The organism is Pseudomonas sp. OVF7 (assembly GCF_030644265.1).
Classification (GTDB): Bacteria; Pseudomonadota; Gammaproteobacteria; order Pseudomonadales; family Pseudomonadaceae; genus Aquipseudomonas; species Aquipseudomonas gorinensis.
Map to the genome: position 1 here is coordinate 3158844 of NZ_CP128996.1, position 24535 is coordinate 3183378.

Sequence of the window (24535 nt, forward strand, 5' to 3'; positions counted from 1 at the left end):
AGCGAATGCGTGCAGAAACAGCCGGTAGTGAGGCTTCGGATCGCTCCGGCAGAACGCTTGCGTGAATAACAAGAATAAGAGTGAGACAAGCATGAACGCAGTGAAAAAGGTGCTTATCGTCGGTGGTGGTATCGGTGGATTGTGCGCCGCAATCGCGTTGCGTCGCCAGGCTATCGAAGTCGACCTGGTCGAGCTCAAGACGCAGTGGACAGTCTACGGTGTCGGCATCATCCAGCAGAGCAACGTTGTGCGTGAGATGGCCAAGTTGGGTGTGTTGGACGGTTACCTGGACGCTGCCTACGCGTTTGAGGATGTGACCATCAATACCACGGCCGGTGAACAGCTGGCGCGAATTCCCGGCCAACGCCTGGCGGGCCCCGAGTATCCGGCCAACGTCGGCATCTCGCGCCTGGCCCTGCATCAAGTCCTCAGCGAAACCACGATTGCCCTGGGTGCTTCGATTCGCCTGGGCCTGAGCGTGCAAAGCCTGGAGCAGGTGGACGAGGGCGTTGATGTGCTGCTCACCGATGGCAGTCGCGATTGTTACGACCTGGTGGTAGGCGCCGATGGCCTGTACTCGCGAATACGCGGTTTGCTGTTCGGTGAGCAGTACCGGCCGCGTTTCACCGGCCAGTCGGTGTGGCGCTACAACTTCCCACGCGCGGCTGGAATCGATCACCTGGCGACCTTCCAAGGCCCCGCCGGCAATGCCGGGCTGGTGCCGCTGGGACGCGACCAGATGTACCTGTTCGTCACCTCTCATGAACCCGCCAACCCGAGGATGGATGCCGCCACGCTGGCGACCCAGATGCGCCAGCGCCTGAACGGTTTCACCGGGCTGATCGGTGAACTGCGCGAGCAGATCCTCGACAGCGACCAGGTGGTCTACAAGCCGCTGGAGGTGGTGTTCGTCAGCGAGCCCTGGTACCGCGGCCGTGTCGTGCTGATTGGCGACGCGGTGCACGCCACGACGCCGCACCTGGGCCAGGGCGCTGGCATGGCCATTGAAGATGCCGTGGTGCTCGGCGAAGAGCTGGTCGCCGACGGCAGCGTCGAACAGCAGCTCGAACGCTTCATGGCGCGCCGATACGAGCGCTGCAAATTCATCAGCGAAAGCTCGGTGCTGGCCGGTGACAAGGAAATGACCTACGACAGCGGCTTCGACCGGATCGGCCTGGTCAGGCGGATGCTCGAAGTCACGGCAGAGCCCATCTAAGGCCCGGCAAGACCGAATTCGCGCTCCCACGGATGCTTTATGCCTGTGCAGGCTTGGCCCGGTTCGTCCGTGGGCGCTGTTTCACCTGAAGAACTGACATACAAAAACAATAAAGAGGGTTACTTCGATGGCTACTCGTAAGATCGCTGCGTCGCGGCGCGTCCCCTTTACCCTGACCCTTGCGGCCAGCCTGGGACTCGGCGCCACGGCCGCCCAGGCATTTCAGATCGATACCGGCAATCCCGATCTCAGCTTGCGTTGGGACAATACGCTCAAGTACAGCGCGGCCTGGCGCCTGAAGGACCCCAGCAGCAAGCTCAGCGAGGGGCAGACGGCGCTGAACCAGAACGACGGCGATCACAACTTCAAAAAGGGGCTGATTTCCGATCGCCTGGATATCCTTTCCGAACTGGACATCGGTTATCGCGACTTCGGCGCGCGCGTGAGCGGTGCAGCCTGGTACGACACCGTTTACCAGGAACGCAACGACAACCACGACGCGGCCAGTGCCAACCAGCGTTCGGTGGGCTTCGACGAGTTCACCAGTGACACGCGTCATCTGCATGGTGGCGATGGCGAACTGCTGGATGCCTTTGTCTACTGGAACGGTACCCTGGCCGACCGTGCCTTATCGGTTCGCGCGGGGCGCCACGGCCTTATCTGGGGCGAGAGCCTGTTCTTCGGTAGTAACGGCATCGCCGGTGCCATGGCGCCGGTGGACGTGGTCAAGGCGCAATCGGTGCCCAACACTCAGTTCAAGGAAATCACCCGGCCGGTCAATCAGCTCTCGACCGCCTACCAACTGACCGACAGTGTGTCATTGGGCGCCTTCTACCAACTGGAGTGGGAGGCCACCCGCTTGCCGGGCGCCGGCAGCTATTTCTCCACCAGCGATACCATCGGCGAGGGCAATGAACGGCTGATCACGGGCGGGCCGTTCCCGGATGTCCTTGGCGGTAATGCCAATAGCCCGGCGGCTTTTTTCCATGGCAAGGATAAGAAAGCCAGGGACTCCGGCCAGGGCGGCCTGCAGCTCAAGTTCAACACCGGGACGACGGATTACGGCCTGTACGCGCTGCAGTATCACGAGAAAACGCCCACGTTGTATTTGAAACCGAATGCCACCGGGCCGAACTTCAGTACCGGGCAAGTCGGCGAGTATTCCTGGGTCTACCCGGAAGATATCCGTGTCCTGGGCGCCAGTTTCGCGACCTCCGTGGACGAGTACAGCTTTGCCGGCGAGGCATCGATGCGCTGGAACATGCCGCTGGTGTCCAACGCCCAGACCGTCCTGCCGGGCGTTGAGGCGGACAACAACGATAACGCCTTGTACGCGGTTGGCCGGACGGCCCATGTCAACCTCAACGTCCTGGCATCGCTGGGCCCTTCCTTCGTTTCCAATGAAGCCAACCTGACAGGGGAAGTGGCCTGGAACCGCCTGCTGGCCGTGACCCGGAACCGCGCAGCCCTCGACCCCAACGCCACCGACGATGGCCTGGGCTTGAAGCTGGTGTACACGCCCACCTATCGCCAGTTCTTCCCCGGCATCGATATCAGCGTGCCGCTGGGCATCAGCTATTTCCCCATGGGCAAGTCGGCGGTGATCAGCGGGTTTGGTCCCGATAGAGGAGGGGACATGAACATCGGCGTCTCCGCCACCTACCTGGACCAAGTGACCGTGGGGCTGACCTACACGCACTACTACGGTCCCGAGGACACCAGCCTCAACGCTGCCAGCCAGTTCACTTACAAGCAGTCGTTGAAGGACCGGGATTACCTGGCCTTCTCCGTCAAGACCACGTTCTAAGAGGATTCGCGCATGACCATTCAGTTCACTCTAAAGGCCTTGTGCTTGACCCTGCTGGCGGTTGCCGCGCCGATGACGCTGGCCGCCAGCGCCGAACAAGCCGCCGCACTGGGCAAGACCCTGACGCCCTTTGGTGCCGAGAAAGCAGGCAATGCCGATGGCAGCATTCCCGCCTGGGACGGTGGCTACACCAAGGTCGATCCGGCCTACGTTCCGGGGGGCAAGCGCAGCGATCCGTTTGCCGCGGACAAACCCTTGTACAGCATCACCGCGCAAAACGTGGCCAAGTACGCCGACAAGCTCAGCGACGGCACCAAGGAACTGTTCAAGCGCTTCCCGGACACCTATCGCATCGATGTCTATCCGACCCGGCGCACGGCGGCCGCGCCGCAGTGGGTGTATGACAACACCTTCAAGAATGCGACCCGCGCCAAACTGGTCAACAGCAGCGCCGGCCTGATCCCCGACGGTGCCTATGGCGGGATCCCGTTTCCGATTCCACAGAACGGTACCGAAGCCATCTGGAACCACCTGCTGAACTGGCGCGGCACCTCGGTGGCGGGGCATTTCCGCCACTATCTGATGACGGCCGACGGCAACCAGGTGATGACCAGCGACGGCTTGTTGACCCAGGAAATGCCTTACTACTTCCAGGAAGGTGGCCCTGAAAACTTCTCGGGCGACTACTGGCTGGTGCGCTTCGTCAATCTCGGCCCGGCGATTCGTGCCGGCGAACAGATCCTGGGGCGTGAGAACATCAACGGCGACAAATCCCAGGCCCATGTCTATCTGAGCGGCCAGCGCCGGGTGCGCACGCTGCCCAACGCCTGCTGCGATACACCGACGCCGTCCACCGCTGGCGTCATGTCGTTCGACGAGCTGAGCGTGTGGGGCGGGCGCACGGACCGGTTCGACTGGAAACTGGTGGGCAAGCAGGAAATGTATGTTCCCTACAACACCAACAAGGTGCAGGCCGCCGCCCAGCCGCAAGACCTGTTCGCCAAGCACCATCTGAATCCTGACTACGTGCGTTGGGAGTTGCACCGCGTCTGGGTCGTCGAGTCGACGTTGGCCGCCGGCAAGCGTCACCAACTGCCCAAAGGCCGCTACTACCTCGACGAAGACACCTGGCAAGCCCTGCTCGGTGACCGTTGGGATGCCAGCGGTCAACTGGCCAAGACCCTCTGGTCCCTGCCGTCCGTACTGCCTGACCTGCCTGGCCTGGTGCAACTGTCTTCGGGTTTTTATGACCTGACTTCGGGGGCGTGGTTTATCCAGAACGTCTACGCCGGATTGCCGGATCAGTATCGCGCGGTTGATCGCTACAAGGCCTCGGAGTTCTCGCCTGCGGCGATGGCCGGGCGCGGCGTGCGTTAAACCTGAACCGAGCGTGAAGGGCATGCCCGTCGGCATGTCCTTGGGGTACGAGTGTTTGTCCGAGGTAGGTTATGAACAGAATCAGTCAGGCGGGTGCTTTGCTCCTGGCCCTGTATTTGCCCTTCGTCACGAGCCAGTGCCTGGCGGGGCAGGCTGCGGTGGGCGTGCCGCTCAATACCCCGGCCATGCGGGTACCGGCTGCGCAGAACAGCGTATTGATCGACCTGGCGCGTGCCGGTACACGCCTGGTGGCCGTAGGCGAGCGTGGCCTGGTACTGCTCTCCGACGACAATGGACAAACCTGGCGCCAGGCGTCGGTGCCGGTCTCGGTCAGCCTGACGGCGGTACGTTTCGTTGATGCACAAAAGGGCTGGGCGGTCGGCCACGCGGGCGTGGTGCTGGCGACGCTGGATGGTGGCGAGCACTGGACGTTGCAGCTCGACGGCGTGCGCGTGGCGCAGCTGGAACTGGACGCCGCCAAGGCGGACCAGGCCACGGCTAGCGACCCGGATGCCGCGCTGGTACGGATACAAAATGCCGAGCGTCTTGTCGCCGATGGTCCAGACAAACCGTTCCTGGCACTGGAATTCGTCGATGCCCGCCGCGGGTTGATCGTCGGTGCCTACGGTTTGGCGCTGCTGACCACCGATGGTGGCGCCACCTGGCAGTCGCTCATGGGGCGTATCGCCAACCCGAACGGCTTGCACTTGTACGCCATCAGTCGGCAGGGCACACATTGGTTCCTGGCTGGCGAGCAGGGTTACCTGGCGCGCTCGGACGACGACGGGCTGTCGTTCAGTCAGTTGGACAGCCCCTACGAAGGCAGTTTCTTCACCCTGCAGAGCCGCGCCGATGGCGCACTGGTGGTCGCTGGCCTGAAGGGCAATGCCTTTGTCTCCCACGATGCCGGCGCAAGTTTCCAGCGCTTGTCAGTTCCCATACCCATCTCCTTCAACGACTCCATCCGCCTGGCCGACGGCCAGCTGCTGCTGGTCAACCAGGGCGGCACGCTGTTTCGCAACAGCGAGCAGACCGGGGCGGCGCTGCTGCCACTGGGCAACCCCTTGGGCAAGCCTGTTTCAAGTGTGATCGAGGCCGCCGATGGCAGCCTGGTCGTTGCTGGTTTCACCGGGCTGCAGCGTCTTGCGCAGCCAGCCACTGCCGCTTCGGAGTGAGGTTATGACGTCTCCTGGTAATTTCCCCCAGTCCCCAGCCAATGCGTTCGAAGACTTCGATCCGCGTTCTGGCTCGGTGCTCGAACGAGCCCTGTTCAACCATCGCCTGTGGGTGTTGTTGCTGTGTCTGGCGACCACGTTGGTGCTGGGTTGGCAGTCCAGTCGTGTCGAGCTCAATGCCAGTTTTGAAAAAATGATCCCCACCCATCAGCCTTATATCGCCAACTACCTTGAGCACCAGAAGGAGCTGAGCGGGCTGGGTAATGCGGTGCGCATCGCCGTGGTCAACAAGCGGGGCGATATCTACGACAGCGCCTACCTCAAGACCCTGCAAGCGTTGAGCGACAAGATCTACCTGCTGCCCGGTGTCGACCGTGCGTACATGAAGTCGCTGTGGACGCCGGCCACGCGCTGGGTGGCAGTGACCGAAGCGGGCCTGGAGGGTGGGCCGGTCATTCCGGATAAATACGATGGCGGCGCTGCGAGCCTTGCGGCGTTGCGGCGCAATGTGCAGCTGTCCAATGAACTCGGCCAGTTGGTGGCGTTCGACCAGGCATCGAGCATCATTCAAGTACCGCTGTTGCAGCGAACCCCGGATGGCCGTGCGTTGGACTACACCCAGCTGTCGCAACAGCTGGAGGCGTTGCGTAGCCAATACCAGAGCGACAGCATCGACATTCGCATCACCGGGTTTGCCAAGAAAGTCGGGGACTTGATTGCCGGCCTGCGGCAGATCCTGATCTTCTTCGCCGTGGCGATCCTGATCACCACGGTCGTGCTTTATTGGTACACCCGCTGCATTCGCAGCACCTTGCTGGTGGTGTTCTGCTCGTTGGTGGCGGTGGTCTGGCAGCTTGGCTTGCTGCCGTTACTGAATTATCAACTGGACCCCTATTCGGTGCTGGTGCCGTTCCTGGTGTTTGCCATTGGCATGAGCCATGGGGCGCAAAAGATGAACGGCATCATGCAGGACATCGGGCGCGGCATGCACCGGGTGGTCGCCGCACGCTTCACGTTCCGCCGCCTGTTCCTTGCCGGGCTCACCGCGCTGCTTTGTGATGCGGTCGGTTTCGCGGTGCTGATGATCATCAAGATCCAGGTGATCCAGGACCTGGCGATGATCGCCAGTATCGGCGTGGCGGTGTTGATCTTCACCAATTTGATCTTGCTACCCATATTGCTCTCCTACGTTGGGGTCAGCCGCCGTGCGGCGCGATTGAGCCTGAAAAGCGAGCACGCTGAACAGGCCGGTCAGCATCGCCATGGGTTCTGGCGTTTCCTTGACCTGTTCACCCAGCGGCGCTGGGCGGCGTTGTGCATCGCCCTGAGCCTGGCGCTGGCGACGCTCGGCTTCATCGTCAGCCTGCAATTGAAGGTCGGTGATCTGGATGCCGGCGCGCCCGAGCTGCGGGCCGATTCGCGCTACAACCAGGATGATGCGTTTCTGACCCGGCATTACGGCGCCAGCAGCGATCTGTTCGCGGTCATGATCAAGACCCCCGCCAGCGCCTGTTCGCGTTATGACATCCTGAACAAGGTCGATGCCCTCGACTGGCAGTTGCGCACGTTGCCGGGTGTCGATTCGACCAATTCCCTGGCGCTGCTCAACCGCCGCATGCTGGTCGGCCTCAGCGAAGGCAGCCCGAAGTGGTACGAGCTGCAGAACAACCAGGCGATGCTCAACATGGTCACCGCCGGGGCACCACGCGGGCTCTACAACGAAGACTGCAGCCTGCTGACGCTGTACGTCTACCTCTCCGACCACAAGGCGCAAACCCTCAGCCGCCTGGTGGATCACGTCGAGCAATTCGCCGCGGCGAACAATACCGACGAGGTCCAGTTCCTCCTGGCTGCCGGCAATGCCGGGATCGAGGCGGCGACCAACATTGTCGTCAAACAGGCCAACCGCGAAATGCTGTTCTGGGTCTACGGTGCGGTGATCCTGTTGTGCCTGGTCACCTTCCGCTCCTGGCGCGCCACGATTTGCGCGGTCATTCCGCTGATGCTCACCTCGGTACTCTGTGAGGCGCTGATGGTCTGGCTGAACATCGGCGTCAAGGTCGCGACCCTGCCGGTGATCGCCCTCGGCGTGGGCATTGGCGTTGACTACGCGCTGTACGTGATGAGCATCCTGCTCGGGCATATGCGCCAGGGCTCAAGCCTGTCGCAGGCGTATTACCGGGCACTGCTGTCCACCGGCAAGGTGGTGATGCTGACCGGGGTGACCCTGGCGATCGGCGTGGCCACCTGGATGTTTTCGCCGATCAAGTTCCAGGCTGACATGGGTGTGCTGCTGGCCTTCATGTTCGTCTGGAACATGGTCGGTGCCCTGGTTCTGCTGCCGGCCCTGGCTCACTTCCTGTTGCCGAGCAAGCGTGTGAGCAAGGAACCGGTGGGGCACACAGTCGCGGATGAGCCCCACTGCCTGGTCACTGCGGCGCTGACGCCCGTTACCGCCGAGCAGAGGACCAGGGAACAGCACTCATCGTGCAAGAAGACAGTCTCTGTGGCGGCTAATCCGGTCGCGCCATAACAACAAGAAAGGACGTTGCGATGCCTCGTATGTATCTGTTCCGACAGCCTCTATGGCTTGACCTTATCGCCGGCCTGAGCGCCTTCGGCATGGCGTTCTGCGCGACCCAATCAGCGGAGGTGCGTGATGAACGTTGAACGCCAGGCGCGGCTGCCGCAGTCCTTGTTGCTCTTGCTCGGCAGTTGCCTGCCGGTGCTCGGTGCGGTGCTGCTGGCTCCGATCCTGCCGCGTATGCAGGAACACTTTGCCGACACGCCAGGTGTCGCGGTGCTGGTGCCCATCGCCCTGACGCTGCCGGCGTTGATGATTGCGCTGTTGGCCCCCGTCGCCGGGATCATCGCCGACCGACTGGGGCGCAAGCCGTTGCTGATCGGTGCGATGGTGCTCTACACGGTTTGTGGCGTGCTGCCGCTATGGCTGGAGTCGCTGCAGGTCATCGTGATCAGCCGCGCCGGCATCGGTGTGGCCGAGGCGGCGATCATGACCTGTTGCACCACGATGATGGGGGACTACTACAGCGGCGCGCGACGTGAACGCATATTCGCGCTGCAAATGGTTGCGACCTCGCTGTCGGCGGCGATCTTCATTGCCGTCGGCGGTGTGCTCGGCGAGCACGGTTGGCGCACGCCGTTTGCCCTGTATGGGCTGGGGCTGGTGTTCCTGCCACTGATGGCCTGGTTGCTGTGGGAGCCGCGTGCGCAGGCCGTCACCGTGACAACCACAGCGGACAGGGCATTCCCCTGGCGCGCCCTGGCACCCTTGTATGCCTTGGCATTCCTGGCTGGCTTGAGCCTGTTCATCGTGCCGGTACAAGTCAGTTATCTGCTCAACCTGCTGCATGTCGAAGGGTCGCAGCAGATCGGCCTGACCATGGGCGCCAGTCAGTTCGGCGTACTGGTCGGCGCCTTGAGTTTCCGTCTGTTGCGTGGTGTCCCGGCGCCTCGGCAGATGCTCCTGGCTTTCTTCGCGGCCGCTATCGGCGGCGGGTTGCTGGCGGTGGCCGACCGTCATGGGCTGGTGGTGGTCGCCGTGCTGATCAACGGCTTGGGCATCGGCCTGATGATGCCGACCCTGCTCACCTGGATCATGAGCCAGGTCGACTTCCAGCAGCGCGGCCGCGCGGCCGGCGGCTTCACGGCGCTGTTCTTTGCCGGTGAGTTCGCCAGCCCACTGGTGGTGCTGGCGATCACCGGCGGGGTGATCGGCGCCTTGCCTGCCGCACTGGGAATCATCGCAGGGCTTCAACTTGTGGTGGCCCTGGCCTGCCTTCGGTTGCGAGGCAGCGGGGCCGCGTTTGCCGGCGCGGTCGTCGCAGAGCCTGATCGCTGATCTGTCTATTCGACATTTCATGAAAACAAGAACAATGAGGAGATCATCATGAGTTATTTGCTCAACACCTGGTACATCGCTGGATGGGCAGACGAGCTGACGCAAGGTGGGATGCTTGGCAGGACCATCGTCGAGCAACCCATCGTGTTCTTTCGCAATAGCCAGGGTGTGATCCAGGCGCTCGCCGATCGTTGCCCACACCGTTTTGCCCCGCTGCACATGGGCAAGGTTGTCGGCGATAGCGTCCAGTGTCCGTACCACGGCTTGCGTTTCGATGGCAGTGGCCAATGTACGCACAATCCCCATGGCGATGGGACCATCCCCAAGGCGGCCTGTGTTCGCGCGTTCGCGGTCGTCGAGCGGCATGGGGCGATCTGGGTCTGGCCTGGCGATTCGAGCCTGGCCAACGAGGCGCAGATCCCTGATTTTTCCTTCCTCGAACAGGCCCCACCCCATGCCAAGGGGCATGGGTATTTGCCAACCCGCGCGCACTACGAGTTGCTGTCCGACAACATCATGGACCTGAGCCACGTTGATTTCCTGCACCCCGATACGCTGGGTGGCGGGGCGTTGTCACGCACGCGCGCGACCATCGAGGAGTTGCCCAACGACCGCGTGCGCATCAGTTGGTGGGCGCCAGACGATGTCCCCCCACCGGCTTTCGGCGCTCATCTTGAAGACCCGAGCCGGGCAGACGTCTGGGCCGAAGTCATCTGGCACGCCCCCGGCCTGATGCTGCTGGGCAGTGGCGCCACGCCGCCCGGCCGCCCCAGGGAAGAGGGGCCCGTGACCTGGAACCTGCATCTGATGACGCCGCAGGACGCGACGAACACCCATTACTTCTTCGCCAACACACGCAGTTTCGAGCAGGACAATGCGCAGTTGAACACCTTCATCCAGGACATGTTGATCGGGATTTTCGCCGGTGAAGACAAGCCCATGGTCGAGGCTCAACAGCGCCAGATTGGCGAGGTTGAGCTGCTTGGCCTCAACCCTGTGTTGTTGCCAGTCGATGCCGGGGCCGTGCGTTGCCGACGTGTTCTGCGTCGCTTGATTGCCGCTGAGCAGCCAGTGAGTGCCCCGAGATGATCGATGTCGTGGTGACCCGCAAGCGTCGCGAAGCCGAAGGCATCTACAGCTTTGAACTGGCCCCGGCCGAGGATTCCCTGCTGCCGGCTTTCAGTGCCGGCTCGCATATCGATGTGCACCTGCCCAATGGCCTGGTGCGCCAGTACTCGCTGTGCAATCACCCGGAAGACCGCCACCGCTACCTGCTGGGCGTGTTGCTCGACCCTGCGTCTCGTGGCGGTTCCCAGGCCATGCACGAGCAAGTGCACGAAGGCAGCCGGCTGCGGATCAGCGAGCCACGCAACCTGTTCCCGCTGGAGCATGGGGCGGGGTACAGCGTGCTGTTCGCGGGCGGCATCGGCATTACACCGATCCTCTGCATGGCCGAGCGCCTGGCGCGGATCGGCGCGCCTTTCGAGCTGCACTACTGCGGCCGCTCGGTCGAGCGCATGGCCTTTATCGAGTACCTGCGCCATTCGGCGTTCGCCGATGGCGTGCACGTTCATGTGGACGATGGCGAGGCTAGCCAGCGCCTGGACAGCGCTGGGGTTTTGTCCGCGCCGACCCGTGACCGTCATCTGTACGTCTGTGGCCCCAATGGCTTCATGGAGCACGTGCTCGGCACCGCGCGCGCGCAGGGCTGGGCCGAAACGCAACTGCACCGTGAGTACTTTACCGCTGCTGCTGCCCCGGTGAGTGAGGCGGGCGGGTTCGAAGTGCAACTGGCCAGCACCGGACAGTGTTTCCAAGTGCCGGCCACGCTCAGCGTTGCCCAGGTTCTACTGGAGGCCGGCATCGACATCCCTTTGTCTTGCGAGCAGGGCATCTGTGGCACCTGCATCACGCGCGTGCTGGAAGGCGAGCCGGAGCATCGCGACATGTTCTTGACCGATGCCGAGCGGGCCCGCAACGACCAGTTCACACCGTGTTGCTCGCGTGCCAGGAGTGCCCGGCTGGTGCTCGATCTTTAAGGTTTTCCATTCATCCATCTCTACCCGCTGCGGTGTTTTGCCAACTGATTGAGGAGTCGAACATGCAACAACTTCCAGGTTTCAAACGCGTGGTCACCGGGCACGATGCCCACGGCCAGGCGGTGGTCGCGCTCAGCGGACCGACACCCAACAGCTTCCCGCTCAAGGCCGTGCCTGGTACGGTATTCCATGAGATCTGGAACAGTGGTGCCAGCCCGGCCTTACTCGACAATGGCGAGGACCCCACCCGCAAGCCGCTTCAGTTGAGTCCGGCGCCGTTGGGCAGCGTTATCCGTGTGGTGGATATCCCGCCCGACAGCGTACAGAACCAAGTCAGCGCCGAGGATGCCGCGGCGGCCTTCGCCGAAATTGGCCAGGCCCATGCCGGCACGGGGCAGGCAGATTCCAAACACAAGCTGATGCACCGCACCGAAACCCTCGATTACGGCGTGGTCACGGAGGGGGAGGTCTGGTTGGTGCTCGATGGCGAGGAAGTGCACCTCAAGCGCGGTGACATCGTCGTGCAGCGAGGTACCAACCACGCCTGGAGCAATCGCACCGAGCAGATGGCACGCATGTTGTTTGTCCTGCTGGATGGCCGCTTCGCGCCCGAACTGCAAGGAGGCCAGGCATGAAGCTCAGTACCTTCAAGAATGATAGCCGCGACGGTCGCCTGCTGGTGGTGTCGCGCGACCTCGCCTGGGCGGCCGATGCCAGCGATATTGCGGCGACGTTGCAGGTTGCCATTGAACAATGGTCGAGCGTCGAAACCGCGTTACGCGCGCGCTACGACGCCTTGAATGAAGGCACCCTGGCCGGCGCCTTCGCCTTCGATCCGCAGCACGCTGCCGCACCCTTGCCACGTGCCTGGCAATGGCTGGATGCCTCGTCCTTCCTCAGTCATGGCGAGCGCATGCAGAAAGCGTTCGCGCTGGATCCGATCGAAGGTGTTGAACACACACCCTTGATGTATCAGGGCTGTGGCGATGATTTCCTGGGGGCCCACGACGACATCGTGCTGCCCAGTGAAAGCCACGGTATCGACTTTGAAGGTGAATTCGCGGTGGTGGTCGATGAGGTGCCCATGGGCTGCTCGGCGCAAGACGCCGCCGACCATATTCGGCTGATTGTGCAAGTCAACGATGTCAGCTTGCGTGCGCTCGCCCCCCGTGAAATGAAGACCGGCTTCGGGTTTATCCAGGCCAAATCCTCGTCAAGTTTTGCCCCGGTGGCGATCACCCCCGACGAGTTGGGCGAGGCCTGGCGGGACGGGCGTGTGCATTTGCCACTGAGGGTCGAATGGAATGGCCAGTGGTTCGGGCATGCCCACGGTGGCGCCATGCATTTCGGCTTTCATCAGTTGATCGCCCATGCGGCGCTGACCCGGCGCCTCAGGGCCGGCTGCGTGATCGGTTCTGGCACGGTTTCCAATGCCGACCCCACGGTTGGCGCGGCCTGCATCGCCGAACGTCGTGCCGTCGAGATGATCGAGCAAGGGGCGCCGCAGACGTCCTTCATGCGCTTCGGTGATCGCGTGCGCATGGAAGTTCTCGACCTGCGCGGGCAGTCGGTCTTCGGGGCGATAGACCAACGTGTCGTGCGCGGAGGCCTCCCATGCGCGTGATGATTACCGGGGCCAATGGTTTTGTCGGCCGGGCGCTGGTCAACCGATTGCTCCAGGCGAATGAATGGCAAGGCCGCTCGATCAGCGCGTTGATCCTGCTGGATAAAGAGTTGGTGGGGTTTGCTGACGATAAACGCCTGCGTCGGCATTGCGGCAGTGTGACCGATGCCGCGTTATTGCGTCGCGCCCTGGCCGATGGCATTGATGTGGTTTTTCACCTGGTCAGCATCCCTGGGGGAGCGGCCGAGCAGCATTATTCACTGGGCTATCAGGTCAACCTGCTGGCAAGCCTGGAGTTGCTTGACCAGTTGCGCGAGCAGCCTGGCGCGCCGGTGCTGGTGTATGCCAGCAGCGTGGCGGTGTACGGCGGCGACCTGCCGGCGCGCCTCGATGAGCGCGCCGTGCCACACCCGCAGTTGAGTTACGGTGCGCACAAGGCGATGGTGGAAATGGCACTCAACGACCTGGCCCGACGAGGCGAGGTGGACGGCCGTGCCGTACGCCTGCCCGGCATCGTTGCCCGTCCACATGAACCCAACGGGCTGCGCTCGGCGTTCATGAGCGACCTGCTGCATGCCTTCGCCGAAGGCCAGCCGTATTGCTGCCCGGTTTCACCGCAGGCGCAGGCCTGGTGGATGTCGGTGCGGTGTTGCGTGGATAACCTGTTACGGGCCGCCGAACTGCCGGCCGCCGAGCTTGGCGAGTCACGCGTCTGGCAACTCCCGCTGCTGCGCCTGTCCATTGCCCAGGTCATCGATGCCCTGGCCGCTGCCTATGGCCAGGAACGCCGTGCGCTGATCAGCTTCGCACCGGATGCCGGGCTGCAAGCGTTGTTTGGCAACTTCCCGGCCATGAAAACCCCTCTGGCCCGTGCTCTTGGCTTTCGCCATGACGGCTCGGCTGCCGCCTTGATACGAAACAGTTTGAATGCTGCTGCCCCGGCGCGTCGTGCGCGTGGGCGGGTGGCGCTTGGAGTGAGCGAACATGCAATCAACTAAACGCCGCCTCGTGGACCTGTCCGTTACCCTGGACAACAACCCCTACACCGATCCACCGCCGTTGCTGCCGAAAATCGACTACATGGACCATCAGCAAGGCTGGCCGGAGATGGCCGCGATGTTTCCCGGCCTGTCCAAGGCGCAACTGCCTGGCGACGAATCCTGGGCGGCTGAGCGCCTGCAGATCACCACGCACAGCGGTACGCATATGGATGCCCCCTGGCACTATGCCTCGACCACCGACGGTGGCAAGCCGGCTTTCGGCATCGACGAGTTGCCGTTGGACTGGTGCCTGCAACCTGGCGTGAAGCTGGATTTCCGTCATTTGCCCGATGGCCATGTGGTCAGCGCCGCCGAAGTGCAGGCGGAGCTGGCGCGCATCGACCACGTGCTGCAGCCGTTGGACATTGTCCTGGTCAACACCCGCGCCGGCGCGCTGTTCGGTCAGCCAGGGTATCTGGATGCCGGGGTCGGTATGGGCCGCGAGGCTACGTTGTATTTGCTCGAGCGCGGCGTGCGTGTGGTCGGCACCGATGCCTGGAGCTGGGATGCGCCGTTCAAGTACACACGCGAACGCTTCGCGGCCACGGGCGATGCCTCGATCATCTGGGAAGGGCACAAGGCCGGGCGTGACATCGGCTACGGCCAGATGGAGAAACTGGCCAACCTGGAGTGCCTGCCGGCCCATGGTTTCCAGGTGTCCTGCTTCCCCTACAAGATCCGGCACGCGTCGGCCGGTTTCGTCCGTGCCGTAGCGATTTTCGAGGCGTGAACGTGCCGGCGGCCGCAGGAAAAAAACGCAGCAGCCTGTCCCAGGGGCTGGAGGCGCTGCTGTCAGGGCAGATTCTGGAGGGGCGACTGCGTGGCGGTGAACAGTTGCCCACCGAGTCGGCCCTCATGCTTGAGCATGGGGTCAGCAGGACCGTGGTGCGCGAGGCCATGTCGCGTCTACAGGCTGCTGGAATGGTTGAGACACGCCACGGGATCGGCACGTTTGTGCGCGGCAGCGCCCTGTCGCTGGGGGCATTCATCGACCCGGCTACCCTCGGCATCCTCGATGATTCGCTGGCGATCATGGAGTTTCGAATCGGTCTTGAGGTGGAAGCTGCCGGGCTGTGCGCCCAGCGACGTCGTCCGGATCAGTTGGCCGGGTTGCGGGGGCTTCTCGATCAACTCGGACAGCCAGCCGTCAGTGTCAATGACAGGGCGGCGTTGGATTTTCAGTTCCATCTGAGCATTGCCCAGGCGACAGGTAATCACTACATCGCCAACACACTGGCCAACCTGGGCGTGATCATCATTCCGCGCAGTCGATTGGATTCTGCGCGTTTGTTTCATGATGAGCCGTTGCACTATGAACAGCGCATGCAAAGCGAGCATGAACAGATCTATCAGGCGATCCTCAACCAGGACGCTGAATACGCGCGCGCGGCCATGCGCCTGCACCTTCAGGACAGTCGCGAGTACCTGCATCAGGCTCGCCAAGAGTTTAGGCCATGAAGGACCTTCAGAATGCCGATGTACCGGGCAATGGCTCGCACTATCCGGCAACAGCGCTGACCATCATCGACCCTCGCTGGACCTTGTTCGTGCGTGTCGTGGCGGCTGGAAGTCTCAGCAAAGCCGCGGTACTGCTGGATATGCCGCAGTCCATGGTAAGTCGCAATATTGCCTTGCTCGAGTCGCAATGTGGCGAGCGCCTGTTTCATCGCACGGGGCGCGGGGTGGTCCTGACCGAATTTGGAGAGCAACTGCTGCCGTGCATATCGGATCTTCTTGCGGACGCTGAAGGCCTTGCCGATGACATTCGCAACCTGCGGGGAAAGCCGGTGGGGGAGGTGGTCGTGGGCATGTTGCCGTCTGCGGTGCGTCGGTTTGCCGGGACGCTTTTTTCTGCGGTACGCGCCCAGATGCCCGGTGTGAGGTTGCACCTGATCGAGGGCGCGAGCGCTCAACTCGAAGAGCAGTTGCACGATGGTCGTCTGGATATGGCGCTGGTGCTGCGCGAGAGCGAGGCAAGCATCGGGCAGGCCCATCTTGTGGCCAGGCTGCCGTTGCACCTGGTAGGACCGGCCGCCGATCCGCTGTTCGTCAAGCGAGATATTGCATTAAAAAATCTATCGAGGTTGCCATTGGTCGTGCCTGGGCGACCGCATCTGTTGAGGGCCAGGCTCGACCATCTGGCCACCGAGCAAGGCGTGGAATTATGCGTTGCCGTCGAAGCCGACTCCGTGCAGCTCCAATATGAAGTCGTCGCCGCGGGTGGCGGCTATGCGATCGCCTCTGTGCTACCGGGCTCTCTGGACCCGCGACTGAGTTCGTCACGTATCGTCGAGCCGCTTCTCGAGCGCTTTGTGGTACTGGTCGAGTCACCACGTCGCCCCTTGACCCGTGCCTCCCGTGAAGTGCGACGCTTGATCGGCAGCCTGGCGATGCCATCGATTTGAGCGATAGCTGCTTTCGATCCCCAGCAGTATTCGGTGGGGGATGTGCCTCGTAGGGTGTCAGTCAATCACCGACTGATACTCGATTGCGAGGTTAGCGCTATGCATCACGCCCAACAGCACCACGTCGTGGCCCCGACGCTTTTTCTCAGCGATGCCGATGTGGCCTCGCTCGCCGACTGGAGCGCCGCCGTCGCGGCGCTCGCCCAGGCCTATGCCAGCCCTACCTCGGATGCCATGGTGCCGCCCCGGTCGATGGCGCGGGGCGATGGGATCTGGCTGCGCAGTTTGACCGCCGTACCACCGACTGGCGGCCATATGGGCTGCAAGCTGATTGCTGCATCCATGCGGGCACGTTGCGCCAGCTATTTGATCGCGTTGTTCAACCAGCAAACCATGGCGCTCAGTGCCCTGATCGACGGCAATCGGGTAACCGGATTGCGCACCGCGGCAACCGCTGCGCTGGCGGTGGATTTGCTGGCGCCCCAGCGTGCGCTGCGGGTGGGTGTGATTGGCGCGGGGTTCGAGGCGCGGGGCGCCTTGGATTGCCTCAAATCCGTGCGCGATGTCGCCCATGTTCGCGTGTTCAGCCCAACGCCTGCGAGCCGCGAACGGTTTGCCGACAGTTTCAGGCCGGGGCTGGATATTCACGCGGTGGGCAGCGCGCAAGAGGCCGTGCAGGACTGTGATGTGGTGATCTGTGCCGCCCGCAGCCGTGACGAGTCTCCAGTACTGCAAGGCGCGTGGCTTGGCCCGGGTACCACAATCGTATCGTTGGGTTCGACCTTGCCTGAACAACGGGAAGTTGACCCGGTCACGATGGAGCGAGCCGTGTGCATCGTCGCGGATATGCCGCAAGAGGTACTCCACGATACGGGGGATGCCATTGCGGCGATCACTGCCGGTGTCTATGTCGCCGACAAATTGGTCGCGCTGTCGGACCTGGTGGCAGGGCGTGTCATCCCGCGCCAGAACGACAGCGACATCGTTCTCTACAAATCGGTGGGCTCGGCCTTGCAAGACGTTGTCATTGCGCAAGTGCTGTACGAGCGCGCCCGGCAACAAGGCCTCGGCATCGAGTTGCCTGCCAGCATTGTCCCTGTCTCGAAATAACCCCTCCACTGTCCGAAGGAAAATCATCATGGCGACTTACAACAAAGCGGATGCCCGTGCCTGGGCGCGTGAAAACCTGGTGGGCTGCTCGGCTGTCACCCTCCCAAGCTTCAGTGCTGATCTGAAGCGCCTCAATGAGCGTGGCATACGCCACGACATCGAACATACGGTCGGGCTGGGCTACAGCGCCACGTTGCTGTGCAGCGAGCTGGCCATCTCTGCCCAGGAAAACGCGCAATTCACCGCTTGGGCGCGTGAGTCGGGGAAAAGCCTGATCCTGTTCTTCCACGCGGCTTTTGGCACGCTTGCCGAGAATATCGAGGCGGTGAAGCTCGCCGAGAATGCCGGTGCTGACATCGTCCTGCTGTCCTATCCGCCACAGTTCTGGCCGACCAGCGAGCAGGAAATCTACGACTACACCAAGGCATTCTGCGACGCGACGGACCTTGCCGTCATGCTCTTCCCGATTCCGCTCTGGGGCTTTGAGCGCGTGCATCCGGCGGGGATGTCATTGGAATTGGTCCGTCGCCTGCTGGCCGATTGCCCGAATATCGCCGCGATCAAGTCCGAGCAAGGGTTCCCATTGCCGGCGGGCATTTGTGAGATGTACCACCACTTCCGTGACCAAGTGGTGATCAGTTGCCCGATCGAAGGCGATGCGATCCCCTTGATGAGCCTGATGAAGCTGCAGTTTTCCGGCACCAGCAACACCGCCTGGATGAGCGACTACTACCCGAAAGCTTTCGAGCTGGCCCGCACGGGGCGTTTCGAAGAAGCGATGGAACTGTACTGGAAGGTCAATCCGGCACGCAGCGCCAACGGCGCCGCTGCGCAAAGCTATGCCGGCGGCACCGGTGTGCTCAACCGCACGATGTGGAAATACCAGGACTGGCTCGCCGGCTTCAACGGCGGCCCGCTCCGCGCCCCGGCGATGCGTGTGCCGGATCGCTTCATGAAGTCTCTGCGTCAAGGGTTGGTCGCGTCGGGGCTGCCAGTGACTTCGGACCCTGATGCCGCCTTCATGATCGGGCGTCACCCGTGCTGATCAGGAGGGTTGCACCGTGAAGCATTTACTTAAGGACCCGACACTGTGGCGTACCGGAGCCTACATCGCTGGAGACTGGTTGACCGAGACGCCACACGGTCGTTACACGCTGCGTAATCCGGTGGATCAAACGGTGCTGGCCGAGTTGCCACGCTGTCGCGAAACTGAAGTCCGGCACGCCATCGACGCGGCGCAGGAGGCCTTTGGGCCGTGGCGGCGCCTGACGGCCAAACGCCGTGGCGAGGTGTTGCGCCGTTGGTATGAGTTGATGGTTGAACATCGGGAGGATATTGCCACGCTGATTACCCTGGAGGAGGGCAAGCCCCTGGAGGAGGCGCGCGGCGAAGTCGATTACGCGGCGTCTTTTGTGCGCTGGTTTGGCGAGGAAGCCACGCGGGTTCGCGGCGAAATGATCCCCGGCGTAAAGGACACTCAGCGCATCGTTGTACTGCGCGAACCCATCGGGGTGTGCGCCGCGATCACGCCTTGGAACTTTCCCGCTGCCATGATTACGCGCAAGGCCGCCCCGGCCCTCGCGGCCGGCTGCACGATGGTCGTGAAACCGGCCAGCCAGACGCCCCTGACCGCACTGGCGCTGGCCGAACTCGCGCAACGCGCGGGTGTGCCGGCCGGTGTTTTCAGTGTGATCACGGGTAACGACACCCGCGACATTGCCGGTGAACTCACGGCCAACCCGTTGGTGCGCAAGCTCACTTTCACGGGCTCCACCGAAGTGGGTCGGTTGTTGCTCGCGCAAGCGGCGCAGACGGTGAAGAAATGCTCCATGGAGTTGGGCGGCAACGCCCCGTTCATTGTCTTCGACGATGCTGATCTGGATGCCGCCGCTGACGGGGTGATGTTGGCCAAGTTTCGCAATGGCGGGCAGTCATGCATCGGCGCTAACCGGGTGCTGGTGCAGTCAGGGATTTATGACGCGCTGGCCGAACGCATCGTCGAGCGCATGGCACGCCTGAAGGTGGGCAACGGCCTGGAGCCGGGTGTACAGGTCGGGCCGTTGATCGATGACGCGGCGCTACGAAAGTCCCAGGCCCTGGTTGATGACGCGCTGGCGCAAGGGGCTCGACTGCTGTCCGGCGGCAAGCCCCACGTGCTGGGCGGAGGTTTCTTCCAGCCCACCCTGCTGGCCGATGTGACCCATGGGATGCAGATCGCTCGCGAAGAGATCTTCGGCCCGGTCATGCCGCTGTTGCGTTTCGACAGCGATGACGAAGCCATTGCGATGGCCAACGACAGTGAGTTTGGCTTGGCGGCCTATCTGTTCAGCCGTGATGCGGCACGCATCTGGCGCAACGCCGCTCGTATCGAATCGGGCATGGTGGGCATCAACTGTGGTTTGATTTCGAATGAGGTCGCGCCCTTCGGCGGCGTCAAGCAGAGCGGTCTTGGGCGCGAGGGATCGCACCTTGGGATCGACGAATTTCTTGAAGTGAAATACCTCTGCTGGGATGGCTTGGAAAGCGTGTGAATCCGTGTCGTTGAAGGCCGATTGATTGCGGTTCGAATGAACTGCAATCAATCGGTTTTTTTATTTATCCGTAGGCACGCGGATAACACCGGGTTTTGTCGCAACGCCAAGACCCATCAGCTGAAGCGATACCTCGGATTGTGCAAAGCGATTTCAGCGCAGATAACCAATTCGATAGTCTCGTCGTTGATCTGACATTTTCCGTCGGAAACTCATGACTCTGCAGCATTGACTCGACGACGCCGCAACGCTCGTCGGTGTGCCATGCACTGTCAGCCGGGTGAATAAGAATAATTAGGAGAGCGTGATGATTGCAGCAGTCAATAAGGTCCTGGTGATCGGAGGAGGGTTCTCCGGTATGACCGCGGCTATCCAGCTCGCCCGCCAGGGGGTGGAAGTTGACCTGGTCGAAATAGATCCTTTGTGGTGCCCTCTAGGGGCGGGAATTACCCTGAGTGGGCCCACGCTACGAGCGCTTGATACCGTTGGGATTCTTGAACAGGTGGCCGCGCAAGGGTATCTGTCGACCAATTTCGATGTGTTTTCACCGGCAGGCGACCTGATTGTGCAGTTGGCGCTTCGACCTCCGCTCAGTGATAAAGCGATTCCTTGTGGCGGCGGCATTCTGCGCCCGGTGCTGGCTCGTATTTTTGCCGACAAGACACGGCAAGTAGGCACCCATGTGCGCCTCGGCATCACGTTCGACGGCATCATCGAGCACGCGGATGACCTTGAAGTGTCTTTCACCGACGGCACCTCTGGGCGCTATGACCTGGTCATTGCCGCCGATGGTGTGCATTCGCAGATACGAAAGGCGTTTTTCCCCGAAGCGCCTGCGCCGAAACCCATTCACCAGAGTGTCTGGCGTGCTGTACTGAGGCGTCCGCCGGAAATCGTGCGGCCCAGTCACTGGCTCGGACGCACCAAGGTTGGCGTCAATCCGATTTCCGAAACGCACATGTACATGTTCCTCATGGAAAGCCGCGAGTTTTCCGAGTGGATCGATCCGGCCAGTTGGCCAGGTGAAATGGCGCGGCTGCTGGGTGAGTTCCCCGCCCCGATCCTGCAGGCGCTGGTGCCTCAATTGTATGAGCCGGGCGCCAATATCGACTATCGTCCGCTGGCCAATCTATTGGTGCCGTTGCCCTGGCATAAAGGCCGCATGGTGATGATTGGGGACACGGTGCATGCCACCACGCCACATCTGGCTTCCGGGGCTGGAATTGGTATTGAGAGCGCCATCGTGCTCGCCGAAGAGTTGCTCGCCAGCGCCGATCTACAGACTGCCCTGAACCGGTTCGAAGCGCGGCGTTGGGAGCGTTGCCAGCTCGTGGTCGAAAACTCCGCGCGGCTGTGCGAGATAGAAAAAAGTGGGGGTGACAAGGACGAGCATGCTCAGATCATGCGCGAGTCTACTGCGATGTTGGCCGAGCCCATCTGATAAATGAGTCGCTGTTCTGGTGCCTGGCACTTATGTCTATGGTGTGCGGCACAGGATGCGGACTCAGCGGCTTGAGTCCGCGTTGACGCGCGGTTGAGCACAGTTCCGTTGATTAAGTGTTTACCGGTTCAGGCCCATAATCACCACCTCTTTGACATATACGAAAAAAGACTCCGCTGACACCGCAATCCCTTTGTCAGAAAGCTGTTGGAACAGTGCGCGCTGATACTGACGAAAACTGGAAAGAGCGCTTTCACTTTCAAACCACATGCTGCAAGCGCCTTCATATACCGTTATGTCGGGTCCGAAATAGGCGGTTACCCTGTCACCTTCAGGCAGGTATCTGGAACGAACATGCCGGCGGAGTGCACTTTGAAAGTCTGGGTGTCGGTTGATGACTGACTCGTGCGCTAAATCCCATGCGCTGAAAAAAGAATCCAAAGACACCGTTGGATTCTTTTTCAAAAAAATCATCACTTTGCTGTTGAGGGACCCTGCACTTGCAGGGACGGTTTCGACTTCATCCATCAACTGAGCGGCCTGGTTAGACAGGTCCGCGAAGTTTTTTGCATCAGGCCCTACGGTTTGTTGGGTATAGGGATCGCTGAACGTGTGAATCAAACCGGGCATATCATCAAAAAATAACTCCGTGATGGAGTCTCGGTGAAAACTTCTTGTATAGGTCACATCGGAGTCCATTCCGAACGCGCCGTCGATGATATGGTTTTGTACGTATCGTCTGACACTCAATGGTTTGGCTCGAGCGATTTTTCCGTGCTGATGCTCTATATATTCCAAAAACTCAGCATGGGTCATTCCAGGTTTTCGGCGTACGGCGGCTAGCATTTTAATCATGAGAGCTCTCGCGTTTATTGGACTGATTTTAAATGAATGTAGTGTCCTGAATATTTAATGCATATTTGTTATGCGCGATGTTCGGGCGTTACTTTATTCAGCAATAAAATATATAACCAGAACGGACTGGCGAACCAATCAGCGTTTCCGCTAGGAGGTATCGCGCAATAGCATGCTTGACGAGCCTTGGGTGGGGAGTGGCGCGTGGCCATCGATGGCAGAAGGCGATAGCGAGGTGGTATGACCCCTGATATTTTCGCCGATCTTGAGAATCTTCAAAAAGACGTTCGGCCTACGCTCTATCTACGACATTAATCGCCATGACGTGACGCACCTACTGAGCGGATCTGTCGTACACAATCCCTTTCTTTGTATGGACGAGCTGCCTGCATGGCCGGCCGTGCTTCGACGTTACGGTGGCGCAAACAAAACAAGCCTGGGTCTTCGCTGGTTGCTGCTAACGGGGGGCTTACTGGCGAGCTGCGCTTGGCGAGGCCCGACCAGTTTGATCTACAGCGCAAGCATTGGTTGAAATTCTCTATGGCCGCGGGCGAAGCGGGCACTTTGATACTATGATGACTGTCAATCTCCATTCCGCCGGGCGGCTTCTCCAACCAGATCAACCAAATCAATCAGTCGATCCAGGCTGTCGGCAAGTGCAGGTGGATTGCTGTGGGTAAATCCTAAGAAGATGGAGAGCAGTATGAACACTCAACCCATCCACAAAATCTTATGGCACCTCGCCGGCTGCGTGACCGGGCTGGCGATGGTTGCCGTCAATCCAGCCCAGGCTGCCGACGGCGGCATCGCCGGTGGCCCTACCGCAAGCTATAGCATTGCCTTCAGCAACTCCTACGCGGGCAGTGATTTCCGTAAGGTGATGGTGAGCAATTGGCAGGCGATGGCGCTACAGGCGCAGAAGGATGGCTTGATCCGGGAGGCTCCGGTGGTCAGCGCCAATAACTCGGCGTCGGAACAAGCGGCCCATATCCAGGACATGATCGTCAAGGGCGTCAATGCCATCGTCATCCTGGCCGCGTCTGACACGGCCCTCAATGGGGTGATCCGCGATGCCTGCAACGCCGGCATCGTGGTGGTGGTCATGGCCAGCCTGGTCACCGAGCAATGCGTCTATACCGTGGATTACAACTGGTCTGCCATGGGCCGTGTGGAAATGGATTACATCGCCGAGCGCCTGAAGGGCAACGGAACGTTGCTGGAGATCCGTGGCATTGCCGGCGATGCCACCGATAAAAACATCAGCGACGGCATTCGCAAGGCCGCCAGCGACTATCCGGGCCTGAGATTCGCCAAGACCGTGTACGGGAACTGGACGGCTTCCGTGGCCCGCAAGGAGGTGGCGCTGGCGCTGCTATCGCTGCCCAACATTGATGCCGTGGCGACTCAGGGGGGCGACGGTTATGGGGCGGCCATGGCGTTCAAGGCGGCGGGCCGTCCGTTGCCGATCATCGTGATGGGCAACCGTCAGGACGAGCTCGCCCTGTGGAAACAGGAGCGCGATGCCAATGGCTACGAGACCGTCTCTGTCTCTGCCTCCCCGAGCGTCTCTCAGGTGGGTTTCTGGGTAGCCCAGCAGATCCTGGCGGGCAAGCAGGTGCCGAAGTTCGTCGAGGTGCCGCTGGTGCGTATCGATGCAAAAGACTTGGACGCCTGGCTCGCCACTATGCCGGTGGGCGGCGCCGCCAATCCTTTCTACAGCCAGGCTTCCGTTGCGGCGATGATCGACGCTGCCATCAACAACACGGTGTCGCCAGCGCCGCTGCCGGAGGTGACGAAACAGTAGCGGCGGGCGAGGAGGCGAAGCCCCGATGTTGACATTCAAATCGGCCACGGCCAGGCCCATTGCCGTCAGGATTGGCCTGGCAGTTGCCGCACTGGTGTTCTTGATGCTGGCGGTATCGCTGGTGAACCTCTACGGCCTGCGAGGCATGGTGCGTGCGGTGGATTCCGCCAGCCATTCCGCAGAAATTCTGGCTTCGGTCAACGGCGCCACCGGGCGGGTGGAAAACTTCATTGCCACCCGCGATCAGGA

Annotated in this window: 20 protein-coding genes; 19 read left to right on the forward strand and 1 reads right to left on the reverse strand. The window is 61.6% G+C overall.

The window, feature by feature from the left end:
* The first annotated feature begins 91 nt into the window (after window positions 1-91).
* From QU606_RS14585 to QU606_RS14670, 18 genes are all read left to right on the forward strand, one after another.
* Complete coding sequence (locus QU606_RS14585; protein ID WP_304998495.1) at window positions 92-1216, forward strand: FAD-dependent oxidoreductase; 1125 nt, start codon at window positions 92-94, stop codon at window positions 1214-1216.
* Window positions 1217-1343: 127 nt separating this feature from the next.
* Complete coding sequence (locus QU606_RS14590; RefSeq protein WP_304998496.1) at window positions 1344-3023, forward strand: DUF1302 domain-containing protein; 1680 nt, start codon at window positions 1344-1346, stop codon at window positions 3021-3023.
* A gap of 12 nt (window positions 3024-3035) precedes the next feature.
* Window positions 3036-4400 (forward strand): DUF1329 domain-containing protein, encoded by a 1365-nt coding sequence (locus QU606_RS14595; protein WP_102623750.1) that lies wholly within the window; start codon window positions 3036-3038, stop codon window positions 4398-4400.
* Between the two features lie 71 nt (window positions 4401-4471).
* Window positions 4472-5575 (forward strand): YCF48-related protein, encoded by a 1104-nt coding sequence (locus QU606_RS14600; protein WP_168233136.1) that lies wholly within the window; start codon window positions 4472-4474, stop codon window positions 5573-5575.
* A 4-nt stretch (window positions 5576-5579) separates the two neighbouring features.
* Entirely contained in the window at window positions 5580-8108 is a 2529-nt protein-coding gene (locus tag QU606_RS14605; RefSeq protein WP_150293447.1) for an RND family transporter, read from the forward strand.
* Between the two features lie 126 nt (window positions 8109-8234).
* A complete protein-coding gene (locus tag QU606_RS14610) occupies window positions 8235-9437 on the forward strand; it encodes an MFS transporter (RefSeq protein ID WP_277378406.1) in 1203 nt (400 codons plus the stop codon).
* Between the two features lie 48 nt (window positions 9438-9485).
* Window positions 9486-10526, forward strand: a complete 1041-nt coding sequence (locus QU606_RS14615; protein ID WP_304998498.1) for an aromatic ring-hydroxylating dioxygenase subunit alpha — start codon at window positions 9486-9488, stop codon at window positions 10524-10526.
* Window positions 10523-11476, forward strand: coding sequence for a PDR/VanB family oxidoreductase (locus QU606_RS14620; protein WP_304998499.1), 954 nt, complete (start codon window positions 10523-10525; stop codon window positions 11474-11476). The genes QU606_RS14615 and QU606_RS14620 overlap by 4 nt, the downstream gene beginning before the upstream one ends.
* 62 nt (window positions 11477-11538) lie before the next feature.
* The gene (locus tag QU606_RS14625) at window positions 11539-12111 is read left to right on the forward strand and encodes a cupin domain-containing protein (protein WP_102623752.1); all 573 of its coding nucleotides are present in this window, start codon (window positions 11539-11541) and stop codon (window positions 12109-12111) included.
* Window positions 12108-13100, forward strand: a complete 993-nt coding sequence (locus QU606_RS14630) for a fumarylacetoacetate hydrolase family protein (protein ID WP_304998500.1) — start codon at window positions 12108-12110, stop codon at window positions 13098-13100. The genes QU606_RS14625 and QU606_RS14630 overlap by 4 nt, the downstream gene beginning before the upstream one ends.
* Window positions 13091-14098: an NAD-dependent epimerase/dehydratase family protein gene (locus tag QU606_RS14635; RefSeq protein ID WP_304998501.1), complete on the forward strand. Its 1008-nt coding sequence runs from the start codon at window positions 13091-13093 to the stop codon at window positions 14096-14098. The genes QU606_RS14630 and QU606_RS14635 overlap by 10 nt, the downstream gene beginning before the upstream one ends.
* The gene (locus QU606_RS14640) at window positions 14085-14870 is read left to right on the forward strand and encodes a cyclase family protein (protein WP_024074559.1); all 786 of its coding nucleotides are present in this window, start codon (window positions 14085-14087) and stop codon (window positions 14868-14870) included. Before QU606_RS14635 ends, QU606_RS14640 begins: the two co-directional genes overlap by 14 nt.
* The gene (locus QU606_RS14645) at window positions 14867-15598 is read left to right on the forward strand and encodes a FadR/GntR family transcriptional regulator (RefSeq protein WP_304998502.1); all 732 of its coding nucleotides are present in this window, start codon (window positions 14867-14869) and stop codon (window positions 15596-15598) included. Before QU606_RS14640 ends, QU606_RS14645 begins: the two co-directional genes overlap by 4 nt.
* Window positions 15595-16545: a LysR family transcriptional regulator gene (locus QU606_RS14650; protein ID WP_240968764.1), complete on the forward strand. Its 951-nt coding sequence runs from the start codon at window positions 15595-15597 to the stop codon at window positions 16543-16545. The genes QU606_RS14645 and QU606_RS14650 overlap by 4 nt, the downstream gene beginning before the upstream one ends.
* A gap of 99 nt (window positions 16546-16644) precedes the next feature.
* Window positions 16645-17655, forward strand: coding sequence for an ornithine cyclodeaminase family protein (locus QU606_RS14655; protein WP_024074562.1), 1011 nt, complete (start codon window positions 16645-16647; stop codon window positions 17653-17655).
* Between the two features lie 28 nt (window positions 17656-17683).
* On the forward strand, window positions 17684-18700 hold the full coding sequence (locus tag QU606_RS14660; protein WP_024074563.1) for a dihydrodipicolinate synthase family protein: 1017 nt from the start codon (window positions 17684-17686) through the stop codon (window positions 18698-18700).
* 16 nt (window positions 18701-18716) lie between these two features.
* Window positions 18717-20186 (forward strand): NAD-dependent succinate-semialdehyde dehydrogenase, encoded by a 1470-nt coding sequence (locus tag QU606_RS14665; RefSeq protein WP_304998503.1) that lies wholly within the window; start codon window positions 18717-18719, stop codon window positions 20184-20186.
* A 307-nt stretch (window positions 20187-20493) separates the two neighbouring features.
* Window positions 20494-21627, forward strand: a complete 1134-nt coding sequence (locus QU606_RS14670) for an FAD-dependent oxidoreductase (RefSeq protein WP_081329205.1) — start codon at window positions 20494-20496, stop codon at window positions 21625-21627.
* 120 nt (window positions 21628-21747) lie between these two features.
* On the opposite strand, the gene QU606_RS14675 is transcribed toward QU606_RS14670, so the two are convergent.
* Window positions 21748-22482, reverse strand: coding sequence for an EthD domain-containing protein (locus tag QU606_RS14675; protein WP_193690429.1), 735 nt, complete (start codon window positions 22480-22482; stop codon window positions 21748-21750).
* A gap of 703 nt (window positions 22483-23185) precedes the next feature.
* On the opposite strand from QU606_RS14675, the gene QU606_RS14685 reads away from it, so the two are divergent.
* The gene (locus QU606_RS14685; protein ID WP_304998504.1) at window positions 23186-24286 is read left to right on the forward strand and encodes an ABC transporter substrate-binding protein; all 1101 of its coding nucleotides are present in this window, start codon (window positions 23186-23188) and stop codon (window positions 24284-24286) included.
* Window positions 24287-24535 lie beyond the last annotated feature (249 nt).